Origin of the sequence: Stenotrophomonas maltophilia group sp. msm4, assembly GCF_032025605.1 — a bacterium.
Classification (GTDB): Bacteria; Pseudomonadota; Gammaproteobacteria; order Xanthomonadales; family Xanthomonadaceae; genus Stenotrophomonas; species Stenotrophomonas sepilia.
In genome coordinates this window covers 639,223-665,035 of sequence record NZ_JAVSKK010000001.1, presented here as the reverse complement: position 1 = coordinate 665,035, position 25,813 = coordinate 639,223, and the positions used below count along the sequence as shown (strand labels likewise).

Here is a 25,813-nt window from a genome sequence, read left to right as displayed (position 1 = left end):
CGATTGAGGGGAATCCCTCATCGCGCCTGCGCGTCCGGCCTCCTATGCTGGGCTCACTTTCCCCCAACGGAGGTCTGCATGAACACGCAAGAGCCCAGCCGCCAGCCCAGCCCCGATCCGGCCGAGCGCGATGCCTTCTTCCCGTCGCCGTATTCGCTCTCGCAGTTCACCTCGCCCAAGAGCGACCTGTCCGGCGCCGACTATCCGGATGCGCGCCGCGATGGTCGCTGGAAGGTGCTGATGATCGCCGCCGACGAGCGCTATCTGCCGACCGCCAATGGCCACCTGTTCTCCACCGGCAACCATCCGGTGGAAACCCTGCTGCCGATGTACCACCTGGACAAGGCCGGCTTCGACATCGACGTGGCGACGCTGTCCGGCAACCCGGTCAAGTTCGAATGGTGGGCCTTCCCACACAAGGACAGCGAGATCGGCGCCCTGTACGAACGCTACCAGGCACGCTTCCGCCAGCCGTTGCAGCTGGACCAGGTGTTGGCCGGCCTGGGCACCGATTCGGACTACGCCGCTGTCTTCATTCCCGGTGGGCACGGCGCGTTGATCGGCCTCCCGGAAAGCCGCGCTGTGAAGGCCACCTTGCAGTGGGCCATGGCCGAGCAGCGCCACATCATCACCCTCTGCCATGGCCCGGCGGCGCTGCTGGCAGCGGGCGTCGACGAAGCCGAGGGTGACTCGTTGTTCCGTGGCTACCGCATCTGCGCCTTCCCCGACGCAATGGACCGGCAGACACCGGAGATCGGCTACATGCCCGGGCAGCTGCGTTGGTTCTTCGGCGAACGACTGGCCCAGCAGGGCGTGCAGATCGTCAATGAGGGCATCGATGGCAGCGTGCTGCAGGATCGCCTGCTGCTGACCGGCGACAGCCCGCTGGCCGGCAATGCGTTGGGCAAGCTGGCCGCGCGTACGCTGCTCGATGCACTGGCGGGGCGCTGAGCCCATGCCTGCGCTGGTGCCCGCGCTGCTGGAACTGGAACAGGCTCGGTCATTGCCTGCGGTGGGCGGCGTGCTGCGCGCCGCCGCCTCACCCTTGGGCTACGACCGCCTGCTGGTGTTTGCCACCGGAACCGGGCTGGAGCGCGGCGCACAGCGCGTGTACTGGATCGAAGGTGACTGGTTCGGTGACGGCAGCGATACCGCACTCGCCCGCTACCTGCATGCCTGCCCGGTCAACCGTCATGTGCTGGACAGCACTGCGCCGTTCTTCTGGAGCAAGCGCCAGGGCGTGCGCGGCGAACGCTATCAGGTGGTGAAGCAGCCGCGCGGCGATGGCCTGCATGGGCTGCAGGTTCCGGTGTTCGGCCCGACCGGTCTGGAGGGTGCGGTCAGTTTCGCCGGCACCTCGATTGATGCATCCGCCAGCGCGCGTGTGCTGCTGGACATGGTCGGCACCTCCGCCTTCCGTGCGGCGCGGCGTCTGGCCGAAGCGCCGGCCGACATCCGCGCGGGCGCGCTGAGCGCACGCGAACGCGAGGTGCTGCGCTGGGTCGCCGCTGGACGGCGCCAGGCAGAGATAGCGGCCACGCTGGGGCTGTCTGCGCGCACCGTTGAGAACCACCTGCGGCGAGCACGGCAACGACTTGGCGTGGCCACCACCGCTCAGGCAGTGCGCGCGGCAGGCCGCCGTGGCGAGATTGAAGACTGATCAGGATGGAGACACTTCCTGCTGCCTGATCAGCGTGCTGCATACGCGCTGGGCATCTGCGCGATTGCAGAAGGCAGGCGACGGGATGAGCTACGACCCGTGATCGCCGGTGCGCGGTCCACCGGGTGGGACGTTCATCGCCCGCCCGGCATCCGCGAGCCACCCATCCCTGCATAACGCTGTCCGCGCATTCGTGGCATGCTCTGTGAAACCGTTTTCATGGAATGGAGGGATTCCACGATGTTGTCGCGTTTCCGTCGCCCCGTACTCTGTGCCCTGCTGGCGCTTGCCCTGCCTGCGACCAGCGCCTGGGCCGCAGCCCCTGCGCCGTTGAAGGTGATGTCGTTCAATGTGCGCACCCCGGCCGATACCGAGCCCGGCAAGCGCTGGCCCGATCGTCGCGATGCGATGGTGAAGGTCATCCTCGATGCGCACCCGGCGGTGATCGGTACCCAGGAGCTGGTGCAGGAGCAGGCCGATTACCTTGCCCAGCACCTGCCCGGCTACCGCTGGTTCGGCGAGGGCCGCCGCGGCGGCAGCGGCGACGAGCACATGGGCGTGTTCTACGACAGCAAGGTGCTGGCGATCGAGGAATCAGGCAACTTCTGGCTGTCTGATACGCCCGATGTGCCCGGCAGCATCACCTGGGGCAACCTGTATCCACGCATGGTCACCTGGGCGCTGTTCCGCCGCATCGATGACGGCCGCCGCTTCTATTTCATGGATACCCACCTGCCCTACCGCGACGAGGACGAACCACGACGGGTGAAAGGTGCCGAGCTGATCGGCAGGCGCGTGGCCGGCCTGCCGGCCGACCTGCCGGTGGTGCTGACCGGTGACTTCAACAGCGAACCCGGCGGCGACACCTACAAGGCATTCACCCGCGTATTGCACGACACCCGTACCCAGGTGAAGACACCGCAGGGCCCGCGACTGACCTTCCACGATTTCACTGGCAAGGCCACCGCGCAGCTGGACTGGGTGCTGGTGCGCGGTTTCCACGCGCGCAGCTTCCTGACCGATGACCGCCGCATCGATGGCGTGCTGCCATCGGATCATTTCCCGCTGGTGGTCGAACTGGACTGGCCACAGCACTGACCCCGCACGGCAGCCGCAGCTACAGCGGCGGCTGCCGCGACAGCAGGCGATACAGGGCCTGATGCTGATCGCGCGCCTGGCAGATGCGGGCCCCTATCGCCAGGAACACCGCCACGCCGATCAGGCCCAGTCCCAGCATCGAATCCTGCAGGCGCAGGAAACCGACCGCTGCGGCCATCGTCGCCAGCACCAGCAGTACCACGACTGCCACTGACAGCCCCGCACCCGGTGGACCCGGATCGCCGAACAACATCCGTTGGGTATCCCGCCTTCCGTCCGCCATCGCCTTCCTCCCGAGTGCCTGACCCACTAGTTACACGGCGGGCCCGAAATCCGGCAGAGTCAGAAACGTCACGAAGGTGAAGACGTACGCGGAATGCACCGCGCTACCCTGCCGCGTACCCCTCGAAGTGCGGAGCAGCACATGGCACACCAGAGCCGGCTGGCTGGATTCATCATCGACTGCCAGGACCTTCCCGCCGACGAAGGCGCCCGTTTCTGGGCCGCCGCGCTCGGCCTGCAGGCACAGGCGGCGCGTGCCGAAGGGGGCGCCGAGTATGCCGACCTGCTGGGCGCACCGGCGGGCCTGGACGTTGAGGTCCAGCGGGTCGATCACCCGTCACGGGTGCATCTGGACATCGAGAGCGACGACATCGATGCCGAAGCCGACCGCCTGGAGAAGCTCGGCGCGCGACGGATAGGCTTCGTCAAGCGCTGGTGGGTGATGGAAGCACCGACCGGCCATCGCTTCTGCATCGTGCGCATGCGCGAGCGCGAGGTGCCGGCCAATCAGTGGCCCTGAAAGAGCAAAGGGACGGAAGCCACGGCCTCCGTCCCCCCTGGAGTCATTGCACCTGCGCCACGCTCGGTTGCTGCGGTGATTGCCCCCAGCCGCCCAGCGCCTTGTACACGCCCACCACGCTGACGTTGACCTCGGACTCGGCCGCCGCCAACGCATCATCGGCTGCCAGCTGCGTGCGCTGCGCATCCAGCAGGGTCAGGAAGTCCTCGGAGCCCTCGCGATAGCGAATCTGCGCCAGCGATTCGGCACGCCGTGCCGCCTGCGCCTGCTCGACCACGATCGCCAACCGTGCCTGCTGCTTGGAATAGCGGGTCAGCGCGTTCTCGGTGTCTTCCAGGGCCAGCAGTACCGCCTGCTCATACTGCGCGGCCACGCCTTCGGCTTCAGCCTTGCTGGCGCGCAGGCGTGCACGCACGGTGCCGAAGTCGAATGCCGCCCAGCTCAGCGACGGGGTCAGCGACCAGGCCTTGTTGCTGCCATTGACCAGGCCGCTGGCATCGCCGCCGAGGAACCCGACGAAGCCGGACAGCGACAACCGCGGGAACAGGTCCGCCGTGGCTACGCCCACGCGTGCGGTCGCAGCCGCCAGGCGACGCTCGGCCACGCGCACGTCGGCACGCTGGCGCAGTAGTTCGCGGGTATCGCCCAGCGGCAGTGCCTTGGCGAAGGCCGGTACGTCGTGCGGCGCGAGCATGTCAGTCAGCACTTCCGGGCGCTGGCCGAGCAGCACGGCCAGCCGGTTGCGCGACTGCGCCTCGGCCACTTCCAGCAACGGGATGTCAGCCTCGATCGCCTTCAGGCGGGCACGGCTGCTCTGCACATCCAGCTCGCTGCCTGCGCCCAGCTCCCAGCGCGCCTCAGTCAGCTTCTGCGTATCGCGCAGGTTTTCCAGCGTGTGCTGGGCCACCGCGATGCGCTTCTGCGTACCACGCAGCTCGAAGTAATTGCGTGCCACTTCAGCGGCGACCAGGACCTGCGCATCGGCCAGGTTGGCCTGCTCGGCACCGAGGTCGGCGCGCGCGGCTTCAGCAGCACGGCGCTTGCGGCCGAACAGATCCAGCTCCCAGCCGGCGTCGAAGCCGAGCTGGTAGCTTTCACTGAACACCCGCTGCCCACCCAGCTGCGGATCGGGTTGCTTGCGGCGGTCGTAGCTGCCGCCAGCGGTGACGTGCGGAGCCTGGTCGAGGCGGCTTTCCACGAACACCGCGCGGGCCTGGCTGACGCGGGCCACGGCCACGCGAAGGTCCAGGTTGTCCGACAGTGCGCCGTGCACCAGCTGTTCCAGCACCGGATCATCGAACTGCGCCCACCAGCTGGCGACCGGCGAAGCGGTACTGAACACCGGCTGCTGTGCACCCTGCAGGACCACCGGTTCCTGCACCGGGGCCTTGTAGTTCGGGCCGACGCTGACACAGCCCGCCAGCACCAGGCTGGAGACGGCCATCGCCAACGTGCGGATCACCATGGCAGCACCTCGCCCAGGTAGGTGAAGCTGCCGTTCGGGCCTTCATGGCCGATCAGCGCCATCTGCACGCTGGAGCGCGCGCCTTCGGCGATTTCGATTTCGCCGTGGCCGCCGTTCATGTCGGTCTTCACGTAGCCCGGGTGCACGGTGTTGACCTTGATCGGCGTGTTGCGCAGTTCGTGCGCCAGTGCCAGGGTCCAGCTGTTCACAGCGGCCTTGGAGGCGTTGTAGGCCGGAACCTTCATGTCGTAGATGCCCGACGCCGGATCGGCATGCAGGGTCTGCGAACCGAGGATGCTCGAGACATTGACGATGCGGCCTGCCTTGGCCTGCTGCAGCAGCGGCAGGAAGGCCTGGGTCACCGCGACCAGTGCGTAGACGTTGGTCTCGAAGGTGCGGCGCCAGGTGTCCAACGACTGCTCCGACGGCCGCTGCGCCGGATTTTCCAGCAACACGCCCGCATTGTTGACCAGGATGTCGAGGCGGCCGTGGCGCTCGCGCACCTGCTGCACCGCCTCGGCGATGCTGGCGCTGTCGGTGACGTCCAGCTGCAGTGCTTCCACCGGCAGGCCCTCGGCCTGCAGCTTCAGCGCCTGCTCCACGGCGGCCTCACGCTTGCGCCCGGCCAGCAGCGTATGCACGCCGTTGCTGGCCAGCTGGCGTACCGTTTCGGCGCCGATGCCACGGGTGGCGCCGGTAACCAGTGCGATCTTGTTCTGATGGGAGTTCATGGAGTCATGCCTTGATGAGGGGGAAAACCGACACCGACCGGGCGGCCAGTGTCAGCAACGTTCCCTGTCAGTGATGGATGGTCGGTTCGCCGTGCTGCACCAGCTGGCCACCACCGTTGCGGGTGACGAACTTGCGCAGGGCCACGTAGAACACGGGGGTGAGGAACAGGCCGAACAGCGTCACACCCAGCATGCCAGCAAACACGGTGATGCCGGTCACCGAGCGCACTTCGGCGCCTGCACCGTGAGACAGCACCAGCGGCACCGTGCCGGCGATGAAGGCGATGGAGGTCATCACAATCGGGCGCAGGCGCAGGCGGCAGGCTTCCAGCGCGGCTTCAACGATACCCTTGCCGCCCATCTCCAGCTCTCTGGCGAATTCGACGATCAGGATCGCGTTCTTGCACGCCAGGCCCATCAGCACCACCAGGCCGACCTGCACGAACACGTTGTTGTCACCGCCGGTCAGCCACACGCCGAACAACGCGGACAGCAGGGTCATCGGCACGATCAGGATCACCGCCAGCGGCAGCGACCAGCTCTCGTACAGCGCGGCCAGCACCAGGAAGGCCAGCATGATCGCCACCGGGAACACGATGAAGGCGGCCTTGCCCTGGGTTGCCTGCTGGTAGCTCAGGTCGGTCCATTCGGTGGTCATGCCCACCGGCAGCACCTTGCCGGCGATCTCGGTCAGCTTGGTCATCGCTTCGGCCGAGGACAGAAGGCGCGGGTCGGCTTCACCGGCCAGGTCCGCTGCCGGATAGCCATTGAAGCGCAGCACCGGGTCCGGGCCGAAGGTCTGCTTGATGGTGACCATCGAACCGATCGGCACCATCTCGCCGCGGTCGTTGCGGGTACGCAGCTTGCCGATGTCCTCGACCGTCTCGCGGTACGGACCATCTGCCTGGGCGATCACCTGCCAGGTGCGGCCGAACTGGTTGAAGTCGTTGACGTAGGCCGAACCCAGGTAGGTCTGCAACGTGTCGAACAGCTCGGTGAGCTGCACGCCCTGTGCCTTGGCCTTGACGCGGTCGACCTCGGCATCGAGCTGCGGCACGTTGGCCTGGTAGCTGGAAATCGGGAAGGCCATGCCCGGCGTCTGCGCAACGGTGCCCTGCATGGCCTGCACCGCATTCTGCAGCGCGCCGTAACCCAGGTTGCCACGGTCCTCGATGAACATCTGGTAGCCATTGCCATTGCCCAGGCCGAGGATCGGCGGCGGCATCATCGCGAACGCGAAGCCTTCCTGCAGACCGGCGATCTTCTGGTTGATCTCGGCATTGATCTGCGCGGCGGTGCGGCCATGGCGCTCGGCGAACGGCTTGAGCGGGATGAACGCCACACCGGTGTTCGGCGTATTGGTGAACTGCAGCGCGTTCAGACCGGGGAACGAGATGGTGTGAGCGACGCCATCGGTTTCCTGGGCGATCTTGGCGACCTTGCGCAGCATTTCATCGGTGCGGGCGATCGACGAACCTTCCGGCAGCTTCACACCGGCAATCAGGTACAGCTTGTCCTGGGTCGGAATGAAGCCCGGAGGCACCAGCTTGAAGATCACGCCGGTACCGACCAGCAGGATCGCGTAGACCACGAACACCGCACCGCGGCGGCCGAGGATGCGGGCCACGCCACGCTCGTACTTCTCCGAGCTGGACTTGAAGAAGCGGTTGAACGGACGGAACACCCAGCCGAACAGGCGGTCGATCAGGCGGCTCGGGCCGTCCTTCGGAGCGCCATGGGCCTTCAGCAGGCGCGCGGCCAGGGCTGGCGACAGGGTCAACGAATTGATCGCCGAGATCACCGTGGAAATGGCAATGGTGACCGCGAACTGCTTGTAGAACTGGCCGGTGACACCGGACAGGAAGGCCATCGGCACGAACACGGCACACAGCACCAGCGCGATCGCCACGATCGGGCCGGACACTTCGCGCATGGCCTGGTGGGCCGCGGCGGTGGGTGACAGGCCTTCCTCGATGTTGCGTTCAACGTTCTCCACCACCACGATCGCGTCGTCGACCACGATGCCGATCGCCAGCACCAGGCCGAACAGGCTCAGCGTATTGATCGAGAAGCCCAGCAGGTACAGCGCGGCGAACGTACCCACCACCGACACCGGCACCGCGATCAACGGAATGATCGACGCACGCCAGGTCTGCAGGAACAGGATCACGACCAGCACCACCAGGGCGATCGCTTCCAGCAGCGTGGAGACCACGGCCTTGATCGAGTCGCGCACGAAGATGGTGGTGTCATACACCGCTTCGTACTTCACATCGGCCGGCATGGTCTTCTGCATCTCGTCCATCGTCGAGATGACCTGATCGCGGATTTCCAGCGCGTTGGCACCCGGCGACTGGAAGATACCGATACCCACCGCGTTCTTGCCGTCCAGCTGCGAGCGCAGGGTGTAGTCGCCCGCACCCAGTTCCAGGCGGGCCACGTCGGACAGGCGCACGATCTCGCCATCGGTGCCGCTCTTGAGCACGATGTCGCCGAATTCCTTTTCGGTCTTCAGACGGCCCTGGGCATTGATCAGGGTCAGGAACTTGCTGTCCGGCAGCGGTTCGGCGCCGAGCTGGCCGGCCGAAACCTGCACGTTCTGCTCGCGCATGGCACGCACCACGTCGCTCGCGGTCAGGCCGCGCGAGGCCACCTTGTCCGGGTCCAGCCAGGCACGCATGGCGTAGTCGCCGCCACCGAAGATCTGCGCGTCACCCACGCCCGGAATACGCGCCAGCGCATCCTTGACGTGCAGGCGCGCGTAGTTGCGCAGGTACAGGGTGTCGTACTTGCCTTGCGGCGAGGTCAGGTGCACCACCATCAGGAAGGTCGGCGACTGCTTCTGCGTAGTCACGCCCTGCCGGCGCACGTCCTCGGGCAGGCGCGCCTGCGCCTGCGCCACGCGGTTCTGCACCTTCACCGCCGCTGCGTCCGGGTCCGTGCCCGGGCGGAAGGTGACGGTCATCTGCAGCACGCCGTCCGAGCCGGCCACCGACTTCAAGTACATCATGCCTTCGACGCCGTTGATGGCCTCTTCAAGCGGCGTGGCGACGGTCTCGGCAATGACCTTGGGGTTGGCGCCCGGATACACCGTGCGTACGACCACCGACGGCGGCACCACTTCGGGGTACTCACTGATCGGCAGGATTGGAATCGTGATCAGGCCTGCGGCGAAGATCACGATCGACAGCACCGCCGCGAAGATCGGCCTGTCGATGAAGAAGCGGGAAAAGTCCATGGAGGAATTCCTGGGAAAGGCATTCGGCGGGCAACAGCCACCCCGCCCCTCGCCGGGATGACGAAGGCAGGGAAGGCTGCCGCTGGCGCCGGCAGCTAAGCGGAAACGCGGATCAGGAGACGGCGGATCAGTGCTTCAGGGCAGCGGTGGCATCGCGGCCCGGTGCCGGCGCCGGCTGTGGCTGCATCGCCACCGCCTTGGCCTGCACCGGCATGCCCGGCATGAAGACCTTCTGCACGCCATCGATGATCACCTTGTCACCGGCGGCCAGGCCGTGCTCGACGATACGCAGGCCGTCGGCGGTGCGGCCGAGCTGGATGTCACGGCGCTGGGCCTTGCCATCCTTGTCGACCACGTACACGTACTTGCGGTCCTGGTCGGTCAGCACGGCCTTGTCGTCGATCAGCAGCGCCTGGAACTGGCCGCTGCCAAGCAGCTGCACGCGGGCGAACAAGCCCGGCGTGAACTGGCGATCGGCGTTGTCCAGCAGCGCGCGGACGCGGATGGTCCCGGTACTGCGGGCGACCTGGTTGTCGAGGAAGTCGACCTTGCCCGTGTGCGGGTAGCCTTCTTCACCGGACAGGCCGACCTTCACCGGCAGCGCGCTGTCACGCTCGCTCGAGCGCTCACCCTTGCGTGCCATCTGGGCGTAGCGCAGGAAGGTGCTTTCGTCGGCATCGAAGTAGACGAACACCGTGTCCAGCGAGACCAGCGTGGTCAGCACGCTGGCGCTGTCGCCGGCGGTGACCAGGTTGCCGGCGGTGACCATCGCGCGGCCGGCACGGCCGTCGATCGGTGCCCGCACCTTGGTGAACTCAAGATTGAGGCGGGCGGCATCCAATGCTGCCTGCGCGGCCTGCACGGCGGCGCCGGACTGGTCGGCAGCCGCACGGCGCTGCTCGGCGGTCTCGGTGGAGATCGCCTGCTGCTCGGACAGCCGCTTGGCGCGCTCGGACTCGCTGCGGGCCAGCGTGGCCTGGGTACGGGCGCGGGCCAGTTCGGCGGCTGCCCGATCGTACTCGGCCTGGTAACTGCGCGCGTCGATGGTGAAGAGCACTTCGCCCTTCTTCACTTCCTGGCCTTCAACGTAGTTGACCTTGTCGATGTAGCCGGACACGCGCGGACGCAGTTCAACGCTCTGCACCGCTTCGACGCGGCCACTGAACTCGTCCCACTGGCTGACCTGCTTGACCAGCACCGGCGCGGCGCTGACCTGCGGCGGCGGCGGTGCACCGCCTTCTTCGGCATGGCCGCCGCTGCAGGCTGCAAGCACGGCCGCGGCGAGGATCGACACGCCGGCCATCGCAATGCGATGGCCGAAACGATGTGGGGTGGTATTGGGGGAAGTCATGGCATGCATCCGTACGGAGGGGTGGTACAGCGATATGAGAACGTGTTGCAAAAATCGGCGGCGAATACTGCGACCTCAACCATGGTCGAGGTCAAGCGATGCCTGCGGTGTCGCGCCACAGCGGAGGAACTTCCAGGTGCAGCAGGCCACGCGGCAATTCGGCATCGCTGCTGTCGCAGCGGACGATGGCGCGGTTGTCGCGGCACCCATCAAGCAGGGAGACCACACGACGACCGACCAGCAGCGAGCTGGGCCACTCGATGCAGGCATTGGCCGCGTTGGCCGGGGTACACACCGGGCTGCAGACTTCCAGCATCTGCGCGCGCACGCCCAGCGCCTGCGCTTCCTGGTGCACCACCTGCGCGTACATGCGCAGTGCGGCGGTGGTGATCGAGGTCTCGCCGTAGCCCGCCCAGGGCTTGGCGTTGGCCGGGCTGCCGATCATCACGTAGCGGCGCGCATGCACGTTGTCCTGCAGCAGCGGCAGCAGGTGGCGCACGGCGTGCACGTGCGGCATCAGGTCGGCCTGCATCGCGCCCAGCAGCTCATCGCCCTTGCGGTCGATCACCCGGCCGCGACGGTAGGGGCCACCCATGGCCGCGATCACGGCGGCCAACGGACGCGGGCGCTGCGCGATGCGTTCGGCCAGCGCGCGTGCCGAGCCGTCATCGCTGAGCGAACCCAGCAGCGTCTCCAGTCCGGGCTCATCCGCGAACTGCTCATGCAGCGCGGCCAGCCGGCCCGGATCGCGGCCAACCACCAGCACCGGGCTGCCGGCTTCCAGCAACGCGCCGACCACGCCCTGGCCGACGGCACCGGTACCGCCAAGGACCAGGACTTCGGGCGTCAGTATCCCATTCACGGGACATTTCCTCCCAAATCCGGGATAGTCCCGATTCGACGCAGCCGGTCGCCCTTGTGCGGGACCAGGCGGATGGCACCGCCACGCTGCTGACGCATGGGCGCGGTAAACTCACGAAAGTCCTTGTGTACCAAGGAACTCGGACGGGCTTCGACGGTCATCGCCAGGTCCAGGGTGTTCTGGCCGGCGTTCCGGAGTCGGGCAAGAATGTTGCGCAGGCTCATGGCGGACGGGCTCCAATTAACGAATGGCGCCACGATAGACCTCAAACCTTTACTTGATTAGTCCTGATTAAGGGGAATAATCATCCCGCACCCGGTCCAATCGTTCTGTCACGATTGTCCCATCCCCGACGTCCAGGACCCCCGACCATGTCCCACGATCTCAACGAGACGCTGATCTTCGTCAAAGTGGTCGAGCAAGGCAGCTTCATTGCTGCTGCCAAATCGCTCGGCCTGCCCAAGACCACGGTCAGCCGCAAAGTGCAGGAGCTGGAAACGCGCCTGGGCGCGCGCCTGCTGCACCGGACCACGCGCCGCCTCGGCCTGACCGAAGCCGGTTCGATCTATCACGAGCACTGCCAGCGCATCGCGCGCGAGCTGGAAGAAGCGGAGAGCGCGGTGAGCCAGCTGCAGTCCGGCCCGCGCGGCTGGCTGCGCTTCACTGTGCCCTACTCGATCGGCATCACCTGGATTGCGCCGCTGCTGGGCCAGTTCCATGCGCAGTATCCAGAGATCCGCCTGGACATGCACATGGGCAACGAGAAGCTGGACCTGATCGCCGGTGAAGCGGACCTGGCACTGCGCGTGGGTGCCCTGCCCGATTCCAATCTGGTCGCGCGCAAGCTGGGCAGCCTGCGCACGCAGGTGTTCGCCAGTCCGGCCTACATTGAGCGCTATGGCGAACCGCTGCATCCGGAAGAGCTGCAGTTCCATCGCATCCTGGCGATGCGCAAGCCGTACCATACCGGCAACTCGCCGCGCTTCACCTGGCAGCTGGGCGAGAACGGGGGCGAACTGCGCGACTTCCCGGTCACCCCGCTGATGACCGCCAACGACATGTCTGCGTTGAATGGTGCATTGGTCTGTGGCGAAGGCCTGCTGCTGACCGGTGATGTGATGGCCAAGCCGTTCGTCGAATCGGGCATGGTGCGCCGCGTGCTGGCCGGCTGGACCGGCCCGGAAGTGGATTTCAATGCCGTATTCGCCGGCGGCCGCCTGGTCTCGCCGAAGGTGCGTGCATTTGTCGACTTCCTGGTCGAGAAGCTCAACTTCGATGCCAACTACATGCTGGCGCAGTGCCCCGGCGCGAAGCTGGCACAGCAGCAGAAGGCACAGGAAGATGCCGCGCTGGAGAACAGTGGCAAGCGGATCCTGGAGAAGGTGGCCGCTTCGGCGGCGTAACCTGCAACAAGAGCGCCTATCCATCTCCTGGTAGATGCCGACCTTGGTCGGCATGGCTTACAGAGGGAGTCGAGCGCGGCTCGACTCTGCATGCGCTGTCGGCGTGCCGAGCAACGCTCGGCACCCACAAAAATGCCGCCTGCAAGGGCGGCATTTTCGTTCCGGCCGATGGCCGGACCGGCTCAAGCAGCAACGCTACGCGTTATTGCTTGAGCGGAATCACCCGAATCTCGACGCGGCGGTTCTTGGCGCGGCCGGCGTCGGTGCTGTTGTCGGCAATCGGGTACGCCTTGCCGGCGCCCAGCGTTTCGATACGCACGCTCTGCACGCCCTGGCCGATCAGGTACTGCGCGACCGAGTCGGCGCGTTCCTTCGACAGGCGGTTGTTGACCGCGTCGCTGCCGATGCTGTCGGTGTGGCCAACCACCTCGATCATGGTCTGGTTGTACTCACGCAGCGTACCGGCCACGCCGTTGAGCGAGCCATAGAACTGCGGCTTCAGGGTCGCCTTGCCGAAGTCAAAGGTAATGCCGTCCGGGAGGTTCAGCATGATGTTGTCGCCCTGGCGCTGCACATCGATGCCGGTGTTGGCGGTGCGCTCGCGCAGTGCGCGTTCCTGGCGATCCTGGTACTGGCCGACGGCGGCACCGCTGAGTGCGCCGATACCGGCACCGATCAGCGCGTGCTGGCGCCGCTCGGTAGCACTGTCGCCGGTCAGCAGGCCGGCCGCCACGCCGATGGCGGTACCGATCAGCGCGTTGCGGCCGGTCCGGTTCTGCTGTTCGGTCGGGTTGCCGTACTGGTCACTCTGCACATAGGAGCCGCCGGTGGCGCAGGCCGACAGGACGGCCGCACTCATCAGGGCCAGTGCGACGTTGCGGGTGGTGTTGCGGATCATGAGGTTCTCCTTGGTTTCCGGTCGGCCGGCGGCTTGCGGGCGCAGAGAGGATAAACAGCCGAATGCGATGTCGGGATGATGATCCGGTGCGCCGACAGGGCCGCGTTCAGCTAACTGACCGGATCGCTCGGGTCACCCTTTACCCCGCCCCCGACTGGCGGTATGCCGCCAGCGCAGCATCGCGGCCCTCTGCCAGGTCCACCATCGGCGTGCGTGGGTAGTCAGGCGCGTGTGCGGCCAGGAGCAGAGGATGCTGCCACGGCGCAAACCGCGCCTTCACCGGCAGCGCCGCCAGCTCGGGCACCCAGCGGCTGATGTAGCGGGCCTGCGGATCGAACTTCTCGGCCTGGGTGACCGGGTTGAACACCCGGAAGTACGGCGCGGCATCGGCGCCGGTCCCGGCCACCCATTGCCAGCCCATCGTGTTGTTGGCCAGATCGGCATCGACCAGGGTGTCCCAGAACCAGCGCGCGCCATGCAGCCAGTGCGCGCGAAGGTGCTTGCACAGGTAACTGGCCACGATCATCCGAACCCGGTTATGCATGTAGCCGGTGTGCCTCAGCTCGCGCAGTCCGGCATCAACGATCGGCACGCCGGTGTTGCCGCGCTGCCAGTCGTGCAGTTGCGCTGCAGTCGGCGCCGCCCAGGGGAAGCGGTCAAAACGCGGATTGAGGTTGTCCGTGGGCGTCTTCGGAAAGTGATGCAACAGGTGGTAGGCGAAATCACGCCAGCCCAGTTGCCGCAGATAGCCGTCGATGTCGGCATCGGTGCCGGCACTGCGCCGTCTTTCCAGCGCATGCGCGATGCGCCACGGTGCGATCTCACCGAAATGCAGGTGCGGCGACATCCGCGAGGTGCCCACGCGATCGGGCAGGTCTCGCTGCTCGCGGTAACCGCGCAAGGCGCCGTCCTCGAACACCGACAGCGCCTCCAGCGCACCGGCTTCGCCCGGCTGCCAGTGCTCCCAGAAGCCGGTATCCCAATCCAGCGTCGGTGCAAGCTGTAGATCATCAATTGCGAGGCTGTCGACCGCGTGCGTCGCCAGTGCCTGCGGTGCGGCCTGCAGTGTCGGCAGGCGCCAATGACTGAGCACGTTGCGCCAGTACGGCGTGAACACCTTGTACGGCTGTCCCTGCTGGGTGGCGATGTCCCAGGGCTCGAACAACAGGCTGCCATTGCAGCTCTGCGCGTCGACGCCCTGCTCGCGCAGCGTGCGCTTGATGGTGGCGTCGCGAGGCTGGGTGGCCGGCTCGTACTTGCGGTTCCAGTACACCGCCTCGGCGCCGGTCTGCTCGATCAGCAACTGCAGGGCCGGCAGGCTGTCACCACTGCGCAGCACCAGCGACGAGCCGCGCGTGCGCAGGTCGGCATCCAAGGCACCCAGTGAACGGTGGCGCCACGCATCGGAGGCGGCACCCGGCGTCCACTCCCCCTCTTCATGCGGCGCGTGGATGTAGACCGGCACCACATGGTGACCGGCATCCAGCGCGGCCTGCAGGGCCGGATTGTCCTGCAGCCGCAGATCACGGCGGAACCATACCAACGCTACCGACACAGGCAATGCCTTCGTTGTGGAAGGCGCACATGATAGCCAGCGGTGGTGAAGGCGATGCGCGCAGACGCCGTCTGCTAGGCTGCACGGCCGCTACCCGATGGACTCTGACATGGATGATCTTCACGCCTCATTCGCCCGCTTCGGGCTGCTGCATGCCCAGCACGAGAGCGACTGGCAGGGCCCGTTCCCGCTGCCCCCGGTACTGGCACGCTTCTACGCGCAGGTCGGGCCGCTGGGCGAAGTGATCAATGCCCGGGTAGGCACCGCCGGCATCACCGTTCCCGGCCTTGATGTCTGGATACCGCCGCTGCAACGCCTGTGGAGCCATCAGGCCGGCTATCGATGGCATGGCATCAGCGGCGAACGGATCAACGACTGGCCCTCGAACTGGCTGGTGATTGCCGATCGCAGCGCTGATCCGTTCATCCTCGATCTGGACGACGGCCGTGTGCTGTTCAGCCATCACGGTGCCGGCCTGCTGGATGCCGACGAAATGGCTGCCGACGTGCCGACCCTGATGGCAGCTCTGGCTGCAGCAGGCACGGTGTACCTCGATGCCGGCGATGACCTTTACAACGACGATGACGATGGCGGCATCCGCCCTGAACACCAGGACGCAGCCGTACAGGCGGTGGCCCGGGTACTGGGCGACCGCCTGCAGGCCGAATCGTTCATCGAGACGTTGCTGGACTGAATCCACGCATGGCGCGGATCTACCTTTCGAAGCGCTTCATCGCTTCGCTGATCAGCGCCCGCGCCTCGGCGGCGTTGCCCCAACCGTTGAGCTGCACCGCGTTGCGCCCGGCCGGCAGGTCCTTGTAGACCCGGAAGAACGCTTCGATGCGCTGTCTTTCGATCTCCGGCAGATCGGCCAGGTCGCGGATGTTGGCGTAGGTCGGGTCAACCTTGTCGGTCGGCACGCCGATGATCTTCTCGTCGTGCTCGCCGCTGTCGATCATCTTCAGGTAGCCGATCGGCCGGAAGCGTACGATCACGCCCGGATGCAGGGGTTCACGGGTCAGCACCAGCGCGTCCAGCGGATCGTTGTCGCCAGCCAACGTGCGCGGCATCGAACCGTAGTTGGCCGGATAGGCGACCGGCATCGACTGGAAGCGGTCCACATGCACCAGGCCGTCTTCCTTGATCTCGTACTTGGTCACGCTGCCGGCGGGAATCTCCACCGCCAGATTCACCTCCTGCGGGGCTTCCCTTGGCTGGGCCACCAGGAACGGATGCAGCACGGTATCGGCAGCGGTCACCGCACTGGTCAGCAACAGCAGAGCGGCGCCGATGGCAGCGAGAGGAAGGATGCGACGGGGCGTGGTCATCGGCGTGTCCTCATTCCCAGCAGCGATCGGCGCGACCCTTGGCGGTCTGCGCACGCGGGCAATCACGCGGCGTGATGCGGCCTTCGGTCAGCTCCATGCGCTGTTTTCCCCCCTTGGCATCGCGGCGCAGTTCGAAGGCATCGTAGAGACGGCCGGTCACGGTGCGCGCTTCATAGCGCAGGCGCTGCGGGTCGATGTTCAACACCTGGAACAACTGGGTGTCTTCGGCCACTGGGTTCATCGTCCTGCGCGCTTCATCGGACAGGCGGTACTGCTTCGGTCCGGCTACAGTCACCACGTACTGCGGCGTCGCGGCCTGCCCCTCGCCACGACGGCCATAGGTGTGGTCGTGGCCCTGCAGCACCAGATCGACGTTGTGGCGGCGTACCACCGGCAACAGCACCTCACGCAGCGCGGCGTTCTCGCGCCCTTCGCGCGGCGAGTAGAACGGCTGGTGCAGCAACACGATGGTCCACGGCTGCGGATTGCCGGTCAACACCTTGTCCAGCCATTGCGCCTGTGCCTTGGCCGTGCCAAGGTCGAGTGCCGAAGTGCCATCGACCACCGCCACGCGCACGCCCTGCGCATCGAACCAGTAGCTGCTCTGCTGCGCAGCGCTGGCACCATTGCCCGGCAACGCGAACGTGACCGGCCAGTGGCGGCCCAGCACCCGGCGCTCCTGCGGGGTGTCCTCGAATTCCTCGAAGTACTCGTGATTGCCTATGGCCGGCGCCACCAGCATTTCCTGCGCCAGCCAGCCGACGGCGGCAAACCATTCGCCCCACTCGCTGTCATCCATGTTGTCGCCGCCGCTGACCAGGTCGCCGGCAAACAGGCTCATGCGTGCCTGCGGTGCGGCCTTCTGCGCGGCACGCACCACGCGGCTGACATGGCTGACGTTCTTGTTCTGGGTATCGCCGAAGTACAGCAGGGTCAGCGGCTGGTCGGCGGCAGCCAGCGTGCGCAGCTGGTTCCATGCACTCCAACTGCCGTTGCCCTGCACACGGTAGACGTACTGGGTATCCGGCTGCAGGCCATCGATATCTGCACGATGGTGGTGCGACAGGCCGTTCTCGGTCTGCAGCGCGCGGGTCGTCGCACGAACCTGGCGGATGCCTTCGATGGCCGGCGAATCTGCGGCCATTGCGATCTCCAGCAGCGGCGCCTGCACGCTGCCATCGGTGCGCCAGGCCACTGCGAACCCATGGCTGGAATCGGCCGCCGGCGAGGCGACGATGCGGTCCGGCACCGTCGTCGCTGCGTAGTGGCGGCTACCTGCCGGCACCTGGGTATTCGGTTCGGCCGCCGCGATCGACAGCGACGGCAGCGCCAGCAGCAGGCCCAGGGCCAGCGTGCGCATCACGAGCTGCCGGCTCATGCACCACACTCCAGCGGCAGCGCCAGTTGCTTGGCGATGCTTTCCCAGTCGAAGGCCACCACACCCTGATCGTCGTGTACGGCATACAGCGCGCCGTGCGGGAAGCGCGTGCTGGCTTGCTGCATCATCCAGATGCCGTCGGTGTTGGCCACGGTATTGCCCTGGAACGCGCCGACCGGCTTCAGCGTGTGCCGGTCGAACAGATGGAACACGCTGCGCTGCTTGCCCTGTTCGGTGGTGATCCACCAGCCATCCTTGCCGCAGGTGCGCAGGGTCACGCCTTCGGCCTGCGCCTTGAACACGTCGCGGCCGAAGGTGGTGCCGGTGAAGCGGCCCGCCAGGGTGTAGACCTTGAACTCGCTGGCGTAGCTCTCGTCTTCTTCGGCAATCAACAGGCGGTCGTTCTCGGGATCGCCCCAGATCGACTCGACCACGCGCAGCGCTCCCGCCTCGGTGGTATCGCCGATGCTGGCCACCCGCTTCGCGTCGACCTTCTCACCATTGCGGGTCACGTGATACTGGCGCACGCGCTTGTCCAGCTCGGCCAGCGGCGGCAGGACGTCACGCCCCTGTGCATCCTCGCCGTTGTCCCAGGAGTCGGTGACGTAGACGCTGTAGCCATCGGCACGACGGTCGACCCACAGTCCGTAAGGCTTGCGCAGGTCGTCCGCAGCGAACGTCGCCAGCGGCGTGAAGTCCGGCAGGCGCAGTACCTGCACGCGGTGATTGTCGCGCTCCACGATCCACAGCAGGTCGTCGATCACCGCGATACCGTTTGGGCGATCGAACTGCCCCGGTGCGGTGCCGCTGCTGCCGACGTCACGCAGGTGCTGGCCGGTGCTGCCGTCGTAGACCACCAGCTTGTCGGTGGCCTTGGCGGTGGCGATCAGCCACAGTGCGCCGTCCGGCGCGCGCCAGGCCGCCGGCGAGTCGATGTTGTCGGCCGGGGTCATCGGTGACAGGAAGGCTTCGGCGATGGTGGTCACCGCGCGCTCGCCCGCGGCGGCCGGCGCGGCCGCTCCCGCAACCGGATCGCTGCCGGTGGCCTGCATGCAGCCGGCGACCAGCGTAGCCGCCAGCGCGGCGGCCAGGACAGTGACGCCACGCCCCATCACAGCGCCACCTTCAGGCCCAGCGCATAGGTGCGGCCGTACTCTTCCAGCTGCAGGGTGCGCGAACGTGTGCCCTGGTACAGCTCCAACGGCTTGTCCAGCAGGTTCTGCGCTTCGAAGTACACGCTCACGCGCGGGGTGAACCTGTAGTCAAGCGAGAAATCGAGCTGGGTATTCGGCGCAACGTAGATATCGAACGCGCGGCCCTTGCCGATGCTGTCCAGGTACTCGCTGCGGTACACGGCCGCCAGGCGCGTGCTCAAGCCGTACTTCTCATAGCCGATGTGCGCGCTGTAGACGTGCTTGGAGGCGCGTGGCAGGGTGAAGTCCTCGCCCGCACGGTCCTTGATGCCGGCATCGAACTTCGTATCCAGCCAGGTGCCACTGGCGCCGACCAGCAGGCCATCCAGGCCGTCCGGCAGGAAGGCCAGCTGCTGCTGCCAGTTGAACTCCGCACCACGCACGGTGGCCTTGCGACCATTGATCGGCTGCGTCACATCGAATCCACCGTAGGCCGGATCATTGGTGCGCACGGTTTCGACGATGTAGCCATCGATCGACTTGTGGAACAGGCCCAGCGAAACGATGCCGCTGCTGCCGATGTACTTCTCCACCGACAGGTCGATGTTCTTCGACTCGTACGGATCCAGTTCCGGGTTGCCCAGGCGCACTTCCTCGTCACCGCGGCTGTAACCCACGCGCGGCGAGACGTCGCCGAAGGACGGGCGCGATACGGTCTTGTTGGCCGAGGCGCGCAGCACCCAGTCATCAGCCGCGTCATAGCGCAGGTGCAGGCCCGGCAGCACGTTGGTGTAGCTGCTGTTGGCCACGCGCGGGGTGACGGTGAAGCTGCGGCCGTTGGCGGCCACGTCCACCTGGTTGCCGATCGCCTTGAAGCGGGTGTTCTCCACGCGCACGCCGCCGATGATGCGCAGCGCACCCACGTCCCAGGTACCCATGGCATAGCTGGCGAAGATGTCCTCGCTGGCCACGTAATCCTCTTCCAGCGACGTCATCGCATTGCCGCCGACGTCCTGCGGGCGGGCGCTGTACTGGCTGCCGTTGGCTGCCCAGAAGGCACGCATCGCAGCCGAATCCATACCGTCGCCGAAGTTGCCGTGGCGATGTTCGGGCGAGGAGGTGGTCCAGCCCGCCAGCGTCACCTTCGGGCCGACGCGCAGTTCGCGCTCATCCACATTCACGTCGCGGTCGCGCCAGCGGCCCAGCAGACCGAACTTGATGCTGCTGCTGTCGCCGTCGAAGCGCACGTTGACCTGCGCGCTGTGCTCCTTGTCGTTCACCTGCTTGGGCGAAAGCACGAAGCGGTCGAACGCGTAGTTGCTGTTGTCCAGCCACTGCGGGTTGTCGAAGCTGTAGCTGGGCAGCCGGCTGCTCTGGTCCAGGCTGCCGTTGAACGCCTTGCCGTTGAGCTTGAAACGCGCCTCCATCTCGTCGTTCACGCGCTCTTCGGTACGGGTGTAGCCGATCCGGTAATCGACCACGGCGTTGGTCAACTTGTTCTCGCCGCCCAGGCTGGCCGCGAAGGTGTTTTCCTTCTTGGTGCGGTAGCGCATGCGCTTGTCGATCGAATCCTTCGGCATGCCATCCAGGCGGTACTGGTCGGTGCCGGTCTTGACCATCTTCGCGTCGTCGAAGTTGAAGATCACGCGCTGGCGGGTCTCCGCATCGTCGAACTGGCTGTACAGCGTGCGCAGGTAGTACCGGCTGTCTTCGTCCGGCCGCCAGTCGAGGTTGAGGTTGGCGCCGATGCGCTTGCGCTCGATCTCGTACTTGCGGTGCTGCAGGTTGATCGCGGTCACGTCACCGGGGGCGGCATCGTCCTCGCCGTCGTACTCCACTTCGGTGTTGTCCGACTCGAACCTGCGCTTCTGGTAGTTCACGCCCAGCGCCACGCCGAAGGTGTCGTTGAACACTTCGCTGTAGTTGAAGGCCGCCTTCGGGCTGGTCTCGCCGGACAGCTGCTGGTGACTGCCCTCGATCTTGCCACGCAGGCTGCGACCGTCGCGGTCGAAGGCCGAGGCCGATTCCACCAGCACGGCACCACCGATGGCATCACCGGGCATGTCCGGGGTCGGCGACTTCACCACGCGAAGGCGTTCGGTGGAATCGGACGGGATCACGTCCAGCGGCGCGGCACGGCTGGAATCCTCCGGCGTGCCCACGGCGATGCCATCCACGCTGACGCTGTTGAGATTGGCGTCCAGGCCACGGATGACCACGAAACGGCCCTCGCCCTGGTCACGGGTCACGCTGATGCCCGGCAGGCGCTGCAGTGATTCGGCCACGTTCTTGTCCGGGTACTGGCCCAGGGCATCGGAGGACACCGCGTCTTCGATGGCGTCGCTGCCGCGCTTGAGGTCGACCGCGCGGATCTGCGATTCGAGCTGGGCGCGCACCTCGATACGGTCCAGGTCGACCGCGTCGGCCGCCACGGCGCCGGTAGCGGCTACCGCCTGCTGCCCGGCGGCCTGCAGCGGTGCCGCAGCCCCCATCGCCAGGGTCAGGGTGATGGCAACGGCCAACGGAGTCTTGATATGCACTGGGAATCCCCATTCCTGTTAAGAATGGGTCTGCACGGTATGTCCGCAAGGTTGCATGGCCGTGACATGCCTCTGCACATTTCATGTACACCGGCCCCGGGCCCGGTTTGGGCTTCGCCCCGCCAATCCGGCAAAATGGCGGCCTCTCTCCCTATTCCCCTTCCCGACCATGAAGATCGTCGAAGTGCGCCACCCGCTGGTGCAGCACAAGATCGGCCTGATGCGCAACGCTGCGCTCAGCACCAAGGATTTCCGCGAACTGGCCAACGAGCTGGGTACGCTGCTGGCCTACGAGGCCACCGCCGACCTGGATACCGAGCCGCACACCCTGGCCGGCTGGGCCGGCCCGGTGACGGTACAGCGCATTGCCGGCGCCAAGATCACCGTGGTGCCGATCCTGCGTGCCGGCCTGGGCATGCTCAGCGGCGTGCTGTCGCTGATCCCGGCAGCCCGTGTCAGCGTGGTCGGCCTGCAGCGCGATGAAGAAACCCTGCAGCCGGTGCCCTACTTCGAGCGCCTGACCGGCCGCCTGGAAGAGCGCGACGCACTGATCCTCGACCCGATGCTGGCCACCGGCGGCACGCTGATCGCCACCATCGACATGCTCAAGCGCGCCGGCGCCCGTCGCATCAAGGGCATCTTCCTGGTGGCCGCGCCCGAAGGCATCGAAGCAGTGAAGGCCGTGCACCCGGACGTGGAAATCTACACTGCGGCCATCGATGCCCAGCTCAACGACAAGGGCTACATCCTGCCCGGACTGGGCGACGCAGGTGACCGCATCTTCGGCACCCGCGTCGGCTGATCCGGCAAACCGCGGTCGGATCCCTCTCCGCAGGAGAGGGCTCTGACCCGACAACCGTTCGCGGGCGCGCTTCGCCGCGGCACGTGAACGCCCGTGGACGCGGGTGTGGCCGACGCGTGATTCTTCACGTGGCCTTGCCGGCCGGAGGCGAATGCTCCGCGCACCCGCCACCCTTGGAGCTCGCGATGAAGGCCTCATTCCTGCTGGCCGCCGTCCTGCTGGCCGGCCTGCCCCTGGCTGCCAACGCCACCACCCCGCAGCAGCAACGCATGGCCGAATGCTCGGCCAAGAACAAGGGCTTGAAGGGGGATGCCTACAAGACCGCGCAGAGCTCCTGCCTCAGTGGCCAGGCTGCCGAAACCAAGCCGGTCAATACGCAGCAGGAACGCATGCGCAAGTGCAACGCTGACGCGGGCGCGAAGAAACTGGCAGGCGATGCGCGCAAGACCTTCATAAGCAGCTGCCTGAAGGCGTCGTAACGACGAGTGATGCAGAGCCGAGCCCACGCTCGGCTCTGCCATTACCCCAGGGCGCGCGCCTTCAGCTCGCCCTGTTCGTGCAGGGTCACGAAACGTCCCTTGTCATCACGGCCCAGCTGCGCCAGCGCCACCTGCGGGTCGTGGGTGAAGAACAGCCGCACGTTGCGCGCCAGCTTGTCCTCAAGGAACTGCCGTTTCTCGTCGATCAGCAATTCGGCATTGCGGTCATAGCCCATGGTGATCGGCACGTGCACCCATGAACGACCTGGGATGAGGTCGGCACAGAACACCACGCCACCGTGCGCATCTTCACCGGCATGCGCGTGGCCAACGATCTCGGCCAGCATCAGCCCCGGCGTATGCCCATCGCTGTAGCTGAAGCGCACGCTGCGGCCGAGCGCCTTCGAGTACTCGCCATCCACCACTTCCAGGCGGCCACTGGCCTGCAGCAGGCCGGGCAGCTCAGGTATGAAACTGGCCCGATCGCGCGGGTGTGGCTGCACGGCGCGCTGCCAATGCTGCGCACCAACCACATAGGTTGCGTTGGGGAACAGCAGCTCGGGCTCACGCCCTTCGCTCCATGCGGCAAGCAGGCCACCGGCATGATCGAAGTGCAGGTGGCTGAGCACCACCACGTCGATGTCCTCGTGCTCGAAACCCGCTTCGCGCAGTGAATCGATCAGCACGTGCTGGCTTTCCTGCACGCCGTAGCGCTCTCGCATGCGCGGGTCGAAGAACGCACCGATACCGGTTTCAAACAGTACCGTCTTGCCTTCCAGCGGACTGGCAAGCAACGCACGGCAGGCCAGCTCGATGCGATTGAGCTCGTCCGGAGCCGCCCATTTTTCCCACAACGCACGCGGCGCGTTGCCGAACATCGCGCCGCCGTCCAGGCGCTGCGAGTTTCCACGAATAGACCAGAGTTTCATGCGTCGATTATCGGCGCCGGACCGTTAAATAATCGCTAGAAAGGAAACAGGAAACCCCGCCGGTTGGCGGGGTCCTGGTGATCTGCGGATTGCCGGCCAGTGGCCGGCACCACCACATCAGTGGGCCGGCACGACCTGGGCACTGCCCACCGGATTGCGCGGGTCGCTGCCACCGAACAGCTTGTTCGCCTTGCGGTCCCATTCCACGGTCTGCAGGTTGCCCCACACGTGGCTGGAACCGCGACCGCCGGCGGCGACATCGCCCGGCAGGTCGATCCTGTGGCCCATCGCCTGCAGCTGCTTCACCGTCGCCGCGTCGAACGCATCATCCTCGGCTTCGATCAGGTCCGGCAGCCACTGGTGGTGGTAGCGCGGCAGCGCGGCAACCTGCTGCGCGTCCAGGCCAGCGTCGTAGCCGAGGATGCCCAGCAGCACCATGGTGATGATGCGGCTGCCACCCGGGGTGCCCAGCACGATCACCTTGTCGCTGTTTTCCATGAAGGTCGGCGTCATCGAGCTGAGCATGCGCTTGCCCGGCTTCGGCGCATTGGCCTCGTAGCCCATCACGCCGAAGGCATTGGGCGTACCCGGCTTCAGCGCGAAATCGTCCATCTCGTTGTTCAGCAGCACACCGGTGCCCTTGGGAATGAGCCCCGAGCCGTACAGCAGGTTGACGGTCTGGGTGGCGCCGACGCGGTTGCCGTCGCGGTCGATGATCGAGAAGTGCGTGGTCTCGTCGTCTTCCAGCGGCGTCGGGTTGCCCGACAGCAGGTCGCTGGGCGTGGCCTTCTCTGGATGGATGGTCGCACGCAGGCCCTGTGCGTAGTCCTTGCTGGTCAGCACCTTCTGCGGGATCTGCACGAAGTCCGGATCGCCGAGGAAGAACGTACGGTCGCGGTAGGCACGACGCATCGACTCCACCACCAGGTGGGTACGGTGCGCCGGATCCATCTTCCTGATGTCCCAGCCTTCCAGGATCTGCAGCATGCTGGCCAGCGCAATGCCACCGGACGACGGCGGCGGCGCGGTGGTGATCTTCCAGCCGTTGTAGTTGAACACGATCGGCTCGCGCTGCTTCACGCGATAGCCGGCCAGCTCTTCGGCGGTCCACTTGCCACCGGCCTGCTTGACGCCCGCCAGCAACAGCTTTCCGGTCTGGCCCTTGTAGAAGCCGTCGAAACCTCCAGCGGCCAGGCGCTCCAGCGTCTGCGCCAGCTCCGGCTGCTTGAATAGGTCACCGCTGGCGATCGGCTTGTCGTTGCGCAGATAGACTTCACGCGTGCCGGGATAGCGCTCCATCACTTCACGGCGCGACGCGTAGCCCTTGGCCATGCGGTCGTACACCGGGAAGCCTTCGCGTGCGATGCGGATCGCCGGCTGCAGCGAGGCCGACAACGGCAGCTTGCCGTGCCGGGCCGACAGTTCGACCAGCGCTGCGGGCAGGCCGGGAATACCCGCCGACCACGCACCGTTGACCGAGCGGTCGCGGTCCAGGTTGCCCTGCTTGTCGAGGAAGGCCTGCGGCGTAGCCGCCGCCGGTGCGGTCTCGCGTGCATCCAGCATCACGTCCTTGCCGGTGGCCGCGTCGTGCAGAAGGAAGAAGCCGCCGCCGCCGAGTCCGGAACTGATCGGCTCGACCACCGCCAGCGTGGACGAGACCGCCACCGCAGCGTCGAAGGCGTTGCCGCCCTGCGCCAGGATGTCGATGCCGGCCTGGGTGGCCAGCGCATGGCCGCTGGCAATGGCTGCGCCGTCGGGGCGCTCGGCACGGGCCGGGCTGTCGGCCCAGGCCATCGGGCTCAGCAGCAGGCCGAGCAGCAACAGGGGGCGGACGATCAGCGTCTTCATTCGGATGGGGGCTCCGCATAGAGTTCGGGGTGATCGTGCTGCAGCTGGCGCAGCTTGGCCAGCAGCTGGTCTTCCGTTTCCACGATCTCCGGATCCGGGTCGATGCACTCGACCGGGCAGACGACCACGCACTGTGGCTCGTCGAAATGACCCACGCATTCGGTGCAGCGCGCAGGGTCGATCACGTAGATGGTTTCACCCATCGCAATGGCCTGGTTCGGGCAGGCCGGCTCGCAGACGTCGCAGTTGACGCAGAGCTCGTTGATTTTCAGCGACATGGCGATACTCCTCGCCCGCGCCTTGGGACAAAGGA

24 protein-coding genes are annotated in these 25,813 nt (G+C 66.4%); 8 read left to right on the top strand and 16 right to left on the bottom strand.

Annotated features, from left to right (window positions below; genetic code table 11):
• The first annotated feature begins 78 nt into the window (after positions 1-78).
• The 3 genes from hchA (at position 79) to ROV93_RS03200 (ending at position 2,758) form a co-directional block, all read left to right on the top strand.
• Positions 79-951, top strand: coding sequence for a glyoxalase III HchA (gene hchA, locus ROV93_RS03210; RefSeq protein ID WP_312538542.1), 873 nt, complete (start codon positions 79-81; stop codon positions 949-951).
• Between the two features lie 4 nt (positions 952-955).
• Positions 956-1,660: a PA1136 family autoinducer-binding transcriptional regulator gene (locus tag ROV93_RS03205; RefSeq protein WP_072168312.1), complete on the top strand. Its 705-nt coding sequence runs from the start codon at positions 956-958 to the stop codon at positions 1,658-1,660.
• Positions 1,661-1,900: 240 nt separating this feature from the next.
• Positions 1,901-2,758 carry an endonuclease/exonuclease/phosphatase family protein gene (locus tag ROV93_RS03200; RefSeq protein ID WP_072168313.1) on the top strand — a complete coding sequence of 286 codons (858 nt, stop codon included), beginning with the start codon at positions 1,901-1,903 and terminating at the stop codon, positions 2,756-2,758.
• A 19-nt stretch (positions 2,759-2,777) separates the two neighbouring features.
• On the opposite strand, the gene ROV93_RS03195 is transcribed toward ROV93_RS03200, so the two are convergent.
• On the bottom strand, positions 2,778-3,041 hold the full coding sequence (locus ROV93_RS03195; protein WP_049414598.1) for a hypothetical protein: 264 nt from the start codon (positions 3,039-3,041) through the stop codon (positions 2,778-2,780).
• Positions 3,042-3,182: 141 nt separating this feature from the next.
• On the opposite strand from ROV93_RS03195, the gene ROV93_RS03190 reads away from it, so the two are divergent.
• On the top strand, positions 3,183-3,560 hold the full coding sequence (locus ROV93_RS03190) for a VOC family protein (RefSeq protein WP_005416164.1): 378 nt from the start codon (positions 3,183-3,185) through the stop codon (positions 3,558-3,560).
• Between the two features lie 43 nt (positions 3,561-3,603).
• Here ROV93_RS03190 and ROV93_RS03185 read toward each other — a convergent pair whose 3' ends face one another.
• The 6 genes from ROV93_RS03185 to ROV93_RS03160 form a co-directional block, all read right to left on the bottom strand.
• Complete coding sequence (locus tag ROV93_RS03185) at positions 3,604-5,025, bottom strand: efflux transporter outer membrane subunit (protein WP_072168314.1); 1,422 nt, start codon at positions 5,023-5,025, stop codon at positions 3,604-3,606.
• Positions 5,019-5,756 (bottom strand): SDR family oxidoreductase, encoded by a 738-nt coding sequence (locus ROV93_RS03180; protein WP_072168315.1) that lies wholly within the window; start codon positions 5,754-5,756, stop codon positions 5,019-5,021. The genes ROV93_RS03185 and ROV93_RS03180 overlap by 7 nt, the downstream gene beginning before the upstream one ends.
• 67 nt (positions 5,757-5,823) lie before the next feature.
• Entirely contained in the window at positions 5,824-8,994 is a 3,171-nt protein-coding gene (locus ROV93_RS03175) for a multidrug efflux RND transporter permease subunit (protein WP_072168316.1), read from the bottom strand.
• 127 nt (positions 8,995-9,121) lie between these two features.
• Complete coding sequence (locus tag ROV93_RS03170) at positions 9,122-10,345, bottom strand: efflux RND transporter periplasmic adaptor subunit (protein ID WP_312538540.1); 1,224 nt, start codon at positions 10,343-10,345, stop codon at positions 9,122-9,124.
• A gap of 91 nt (positions 10,346-10,436) precedes the next feature.
• Entirely contained in the window at positions 10,437-11,207 is a 771-nt protein-coding gene (locus ROV93_RS03165) for an SDR family NAD(P)-dependent oxidoreductase (protein ID WP_072168317.1), read from the bottom strand.
• Positions 11,204-11,431 carry a hypothetical protein gene (locus ROV93_RS03160; protein ID WP_049414419.1) on the bottom strand — a complete coding sequence of 76 codons (228 nt, stop codon included), beginning with the start codon at positions 11,429-11,431 and terminating at the stop codon, positions 11,204-11,206. The genes ROV93_RS03165 and ROV93_RS03160 overlap by 4 nt, the downstream gene beginning before the upstream one ends.
• A 147-nt stretch (positions 11,432-11,578) precedes the next feature.
• Between ROV93_RS03160 and ROV93_RS03155 the strand changes: the two genes are divergently transcribed.
• Positions 11,579-12,610: a LysR family transcriptional regulator gene (locus tag ROV93_RS03155; RefSeq protein WP_061477953.1), complete on the top strand. Its 1,032-nt coding sequence runs from the start codon at positions 11,579-11,581 to the stop codon at positions 12,608-12,610.
• Between the two features lie 202 nt (positions 12,611-12,812).
• Here ROV93_RS03155 and ROV93_RS03150 read toward each other — a convergent pair whose 3' ends face one another.
• Together ROV93_RS03150 and ROV93_RS03145 are read right to left on the bottom strand one after the other, a co-directional pair.
• Complete coding sequence (locus ROV93_RS03150; protein WP_005416156.1) at positions 12,813-13,508, bottom strand: OmpA family lipoprotein; 696 nt, start codon at positions 13,506-13,508, stop codon at positions 12,813-12,815.
• A gap of 139 nt (positions 13,509-13,647) precedes the next feature.
• Complete coding sequence (locus ROV93_RS03145; RefSeq protein ID WP_072168318.1) at positions 13,648-15,063, bottom strand: deoxyribodipyrimidine photo-lyase; 1,416 nt, start codon at positions 15,061-15,063, stop codon at positions 13,648-13,650.
• A gap of 109 nt (positions 15,064-15,172) precedes the next feature.
• Between ROV93_RS03145 and ROV93_RS03140 the strand changes: the two genes are divergently transcribed.
• The gene (locus ROV93_RS03140; protein ID WP_053499158.1) at positions 15,173-15,757 is read left to right on the top strand and encodes an SMI1/KNR4 family protein; all 585 of its coding nucleotides are present in this window, start codon (positions 15,173-15,175) and stop codon (positions 15,755-15,757) included.
• A gap of 19 nt (positions 15,758-15,776) precedes the next feature.
• Here the strand turns inward: ROV93_RS03140 and ROV93_RS03135 are convergent, their stop codons facing one another.
• Genes ROV93_RS03135 through ROV93_RS03120 form a run of 4 tightly spaced genes read right to left on the bottom strand, consistent with a single transcriptional unit; the run spans position 15,777 to position 21,442 of the window.
• Complete coding sequence (locus tag ROV93_RS03135) at positions 15,777-16,391, bottom strand: inorganic diphosphatase (RefSeq protein ID WP_072168319.1); 615 nt, start codon at positions 16,389-16,391, stop codon at positions 15,777-15,779.
• A gap of 10 nt (positions 16,392-16,401) precedes the next feature.
• The gene (locus ROV93_RS03130) at positions 16,402-17,751 is read right to left on the bottom strand and encodes a metallophosphoesterase family protein (protein ID WP_227837561.1); all 1,350 of its coding nucleotides are present in this window, start codon (positions 17,749-17,751) and stop codon (positions 16,402-16,404) included.
• A 14-nt stretch (positions 17,752-17,765) separates the two neighbouring features.
• Positions 17,766-18,881, bottom strand: a complete 1,116-nt coding sequence (locus ROV93_RS03125) for a phytase (RefSeq protein WP_180890721.1) — start codon at positions 18,879-18,881, stop codon at positions 17,766-17,768.
• Positions 18,881-21,442 (bottom strand): TonB-dependent receptor, encoded by a 2,562-nt coding sequence (locus ROV93_RS03120; protein ID WP_072168322.1) that lies wholly within the window; start codon positions 21,440-21,442, stop codon positions 18,881-18,883. Before ROV93_RS03120 ends, ROV93_RS03125 begins: the two co-directional genes overlap by 1 nt.
• A gap of 169 nt (positions 21,443-21,611) precedes the next feature.
• Here ROV93_RS03120 and upp point away from each other — a divergent pair, with 169 nt between their 5' ends.
• Together upp and ROV93_RS03110 are read left to right on the top strand one after the other, a co-directional pair.
• Positions 21,612-22,244, top strand: a complete 633-nt coding sequence (gene upp, locus ROV93_RS03115; RefSeq protein ID WP_005416149.1) for a uracil phosphoribosyltransferase — start codon at positions 21,612-21,614, stop codon at positions 22,242-22,244.
• Positions 22,245-22,429: 185 nt separating this feature from the next.
• Positions 22,430-22,723, top strand: a complete 294-nt coding sequence (locus ROV93_RS03110) for a PsiF family protein (RefSeq protein ID WP_312538537.1) — start codon at positions 22,430-22,432, stop codon at positions 22,721-22,723.
• Between the two features lie 41 nt (positions 22,724-22,764).
• Here ROV93_RS03110 and ROV93_RS03105 read toward each other — a convergent pair whose 3' ends face one another.
• The 3 genes from ROV93_RS03105 to ROV93_RS03095 all read right to left on the bottom strand — a co-directional run bounded on the left by ROV93_RS03105 (position 22,765) and on the right by ROV93_RS03095 (position 25,778).
• On the bottom strand, positions 22,765-23,652 hold the full coding sequence (locus ROV93_RS03105; RefSeq protein WP_072168323.1) for an MBL fold metallo-hydrolase: 888 nt from the start codon (positions 23,650-23,652) through the stop codon (positions 22,765-22,767).
• 117 nt (positions 23,653-23,769) lie between these two features.
• Complete coding sequence (gene ggt / locus ROV93_RS03100; protein ID WP_312538536.1) at positions 23,770-25,500, bottom strand: gamma-glutamyltransferase; 1,731 nt, start codon at positions 25,498-25,500, stop codon at positions 23,770-23,772.
• Entirely contained in the window at positions 25,497-25,778 is a 282-nt protein-coding gene (locus ROV93_RS03095) for a YfhL family 4Fe-4S dicluster ferredoxin (RefSeq protein ID WP_004153175.1), read from the bottom strand. Before ROV93_RS03095 ends, ggt begins: the two co-directional genes overlap by 4 nt.
• Positions 25,779-25,813 lie beyond the last annotated feature (35 nt).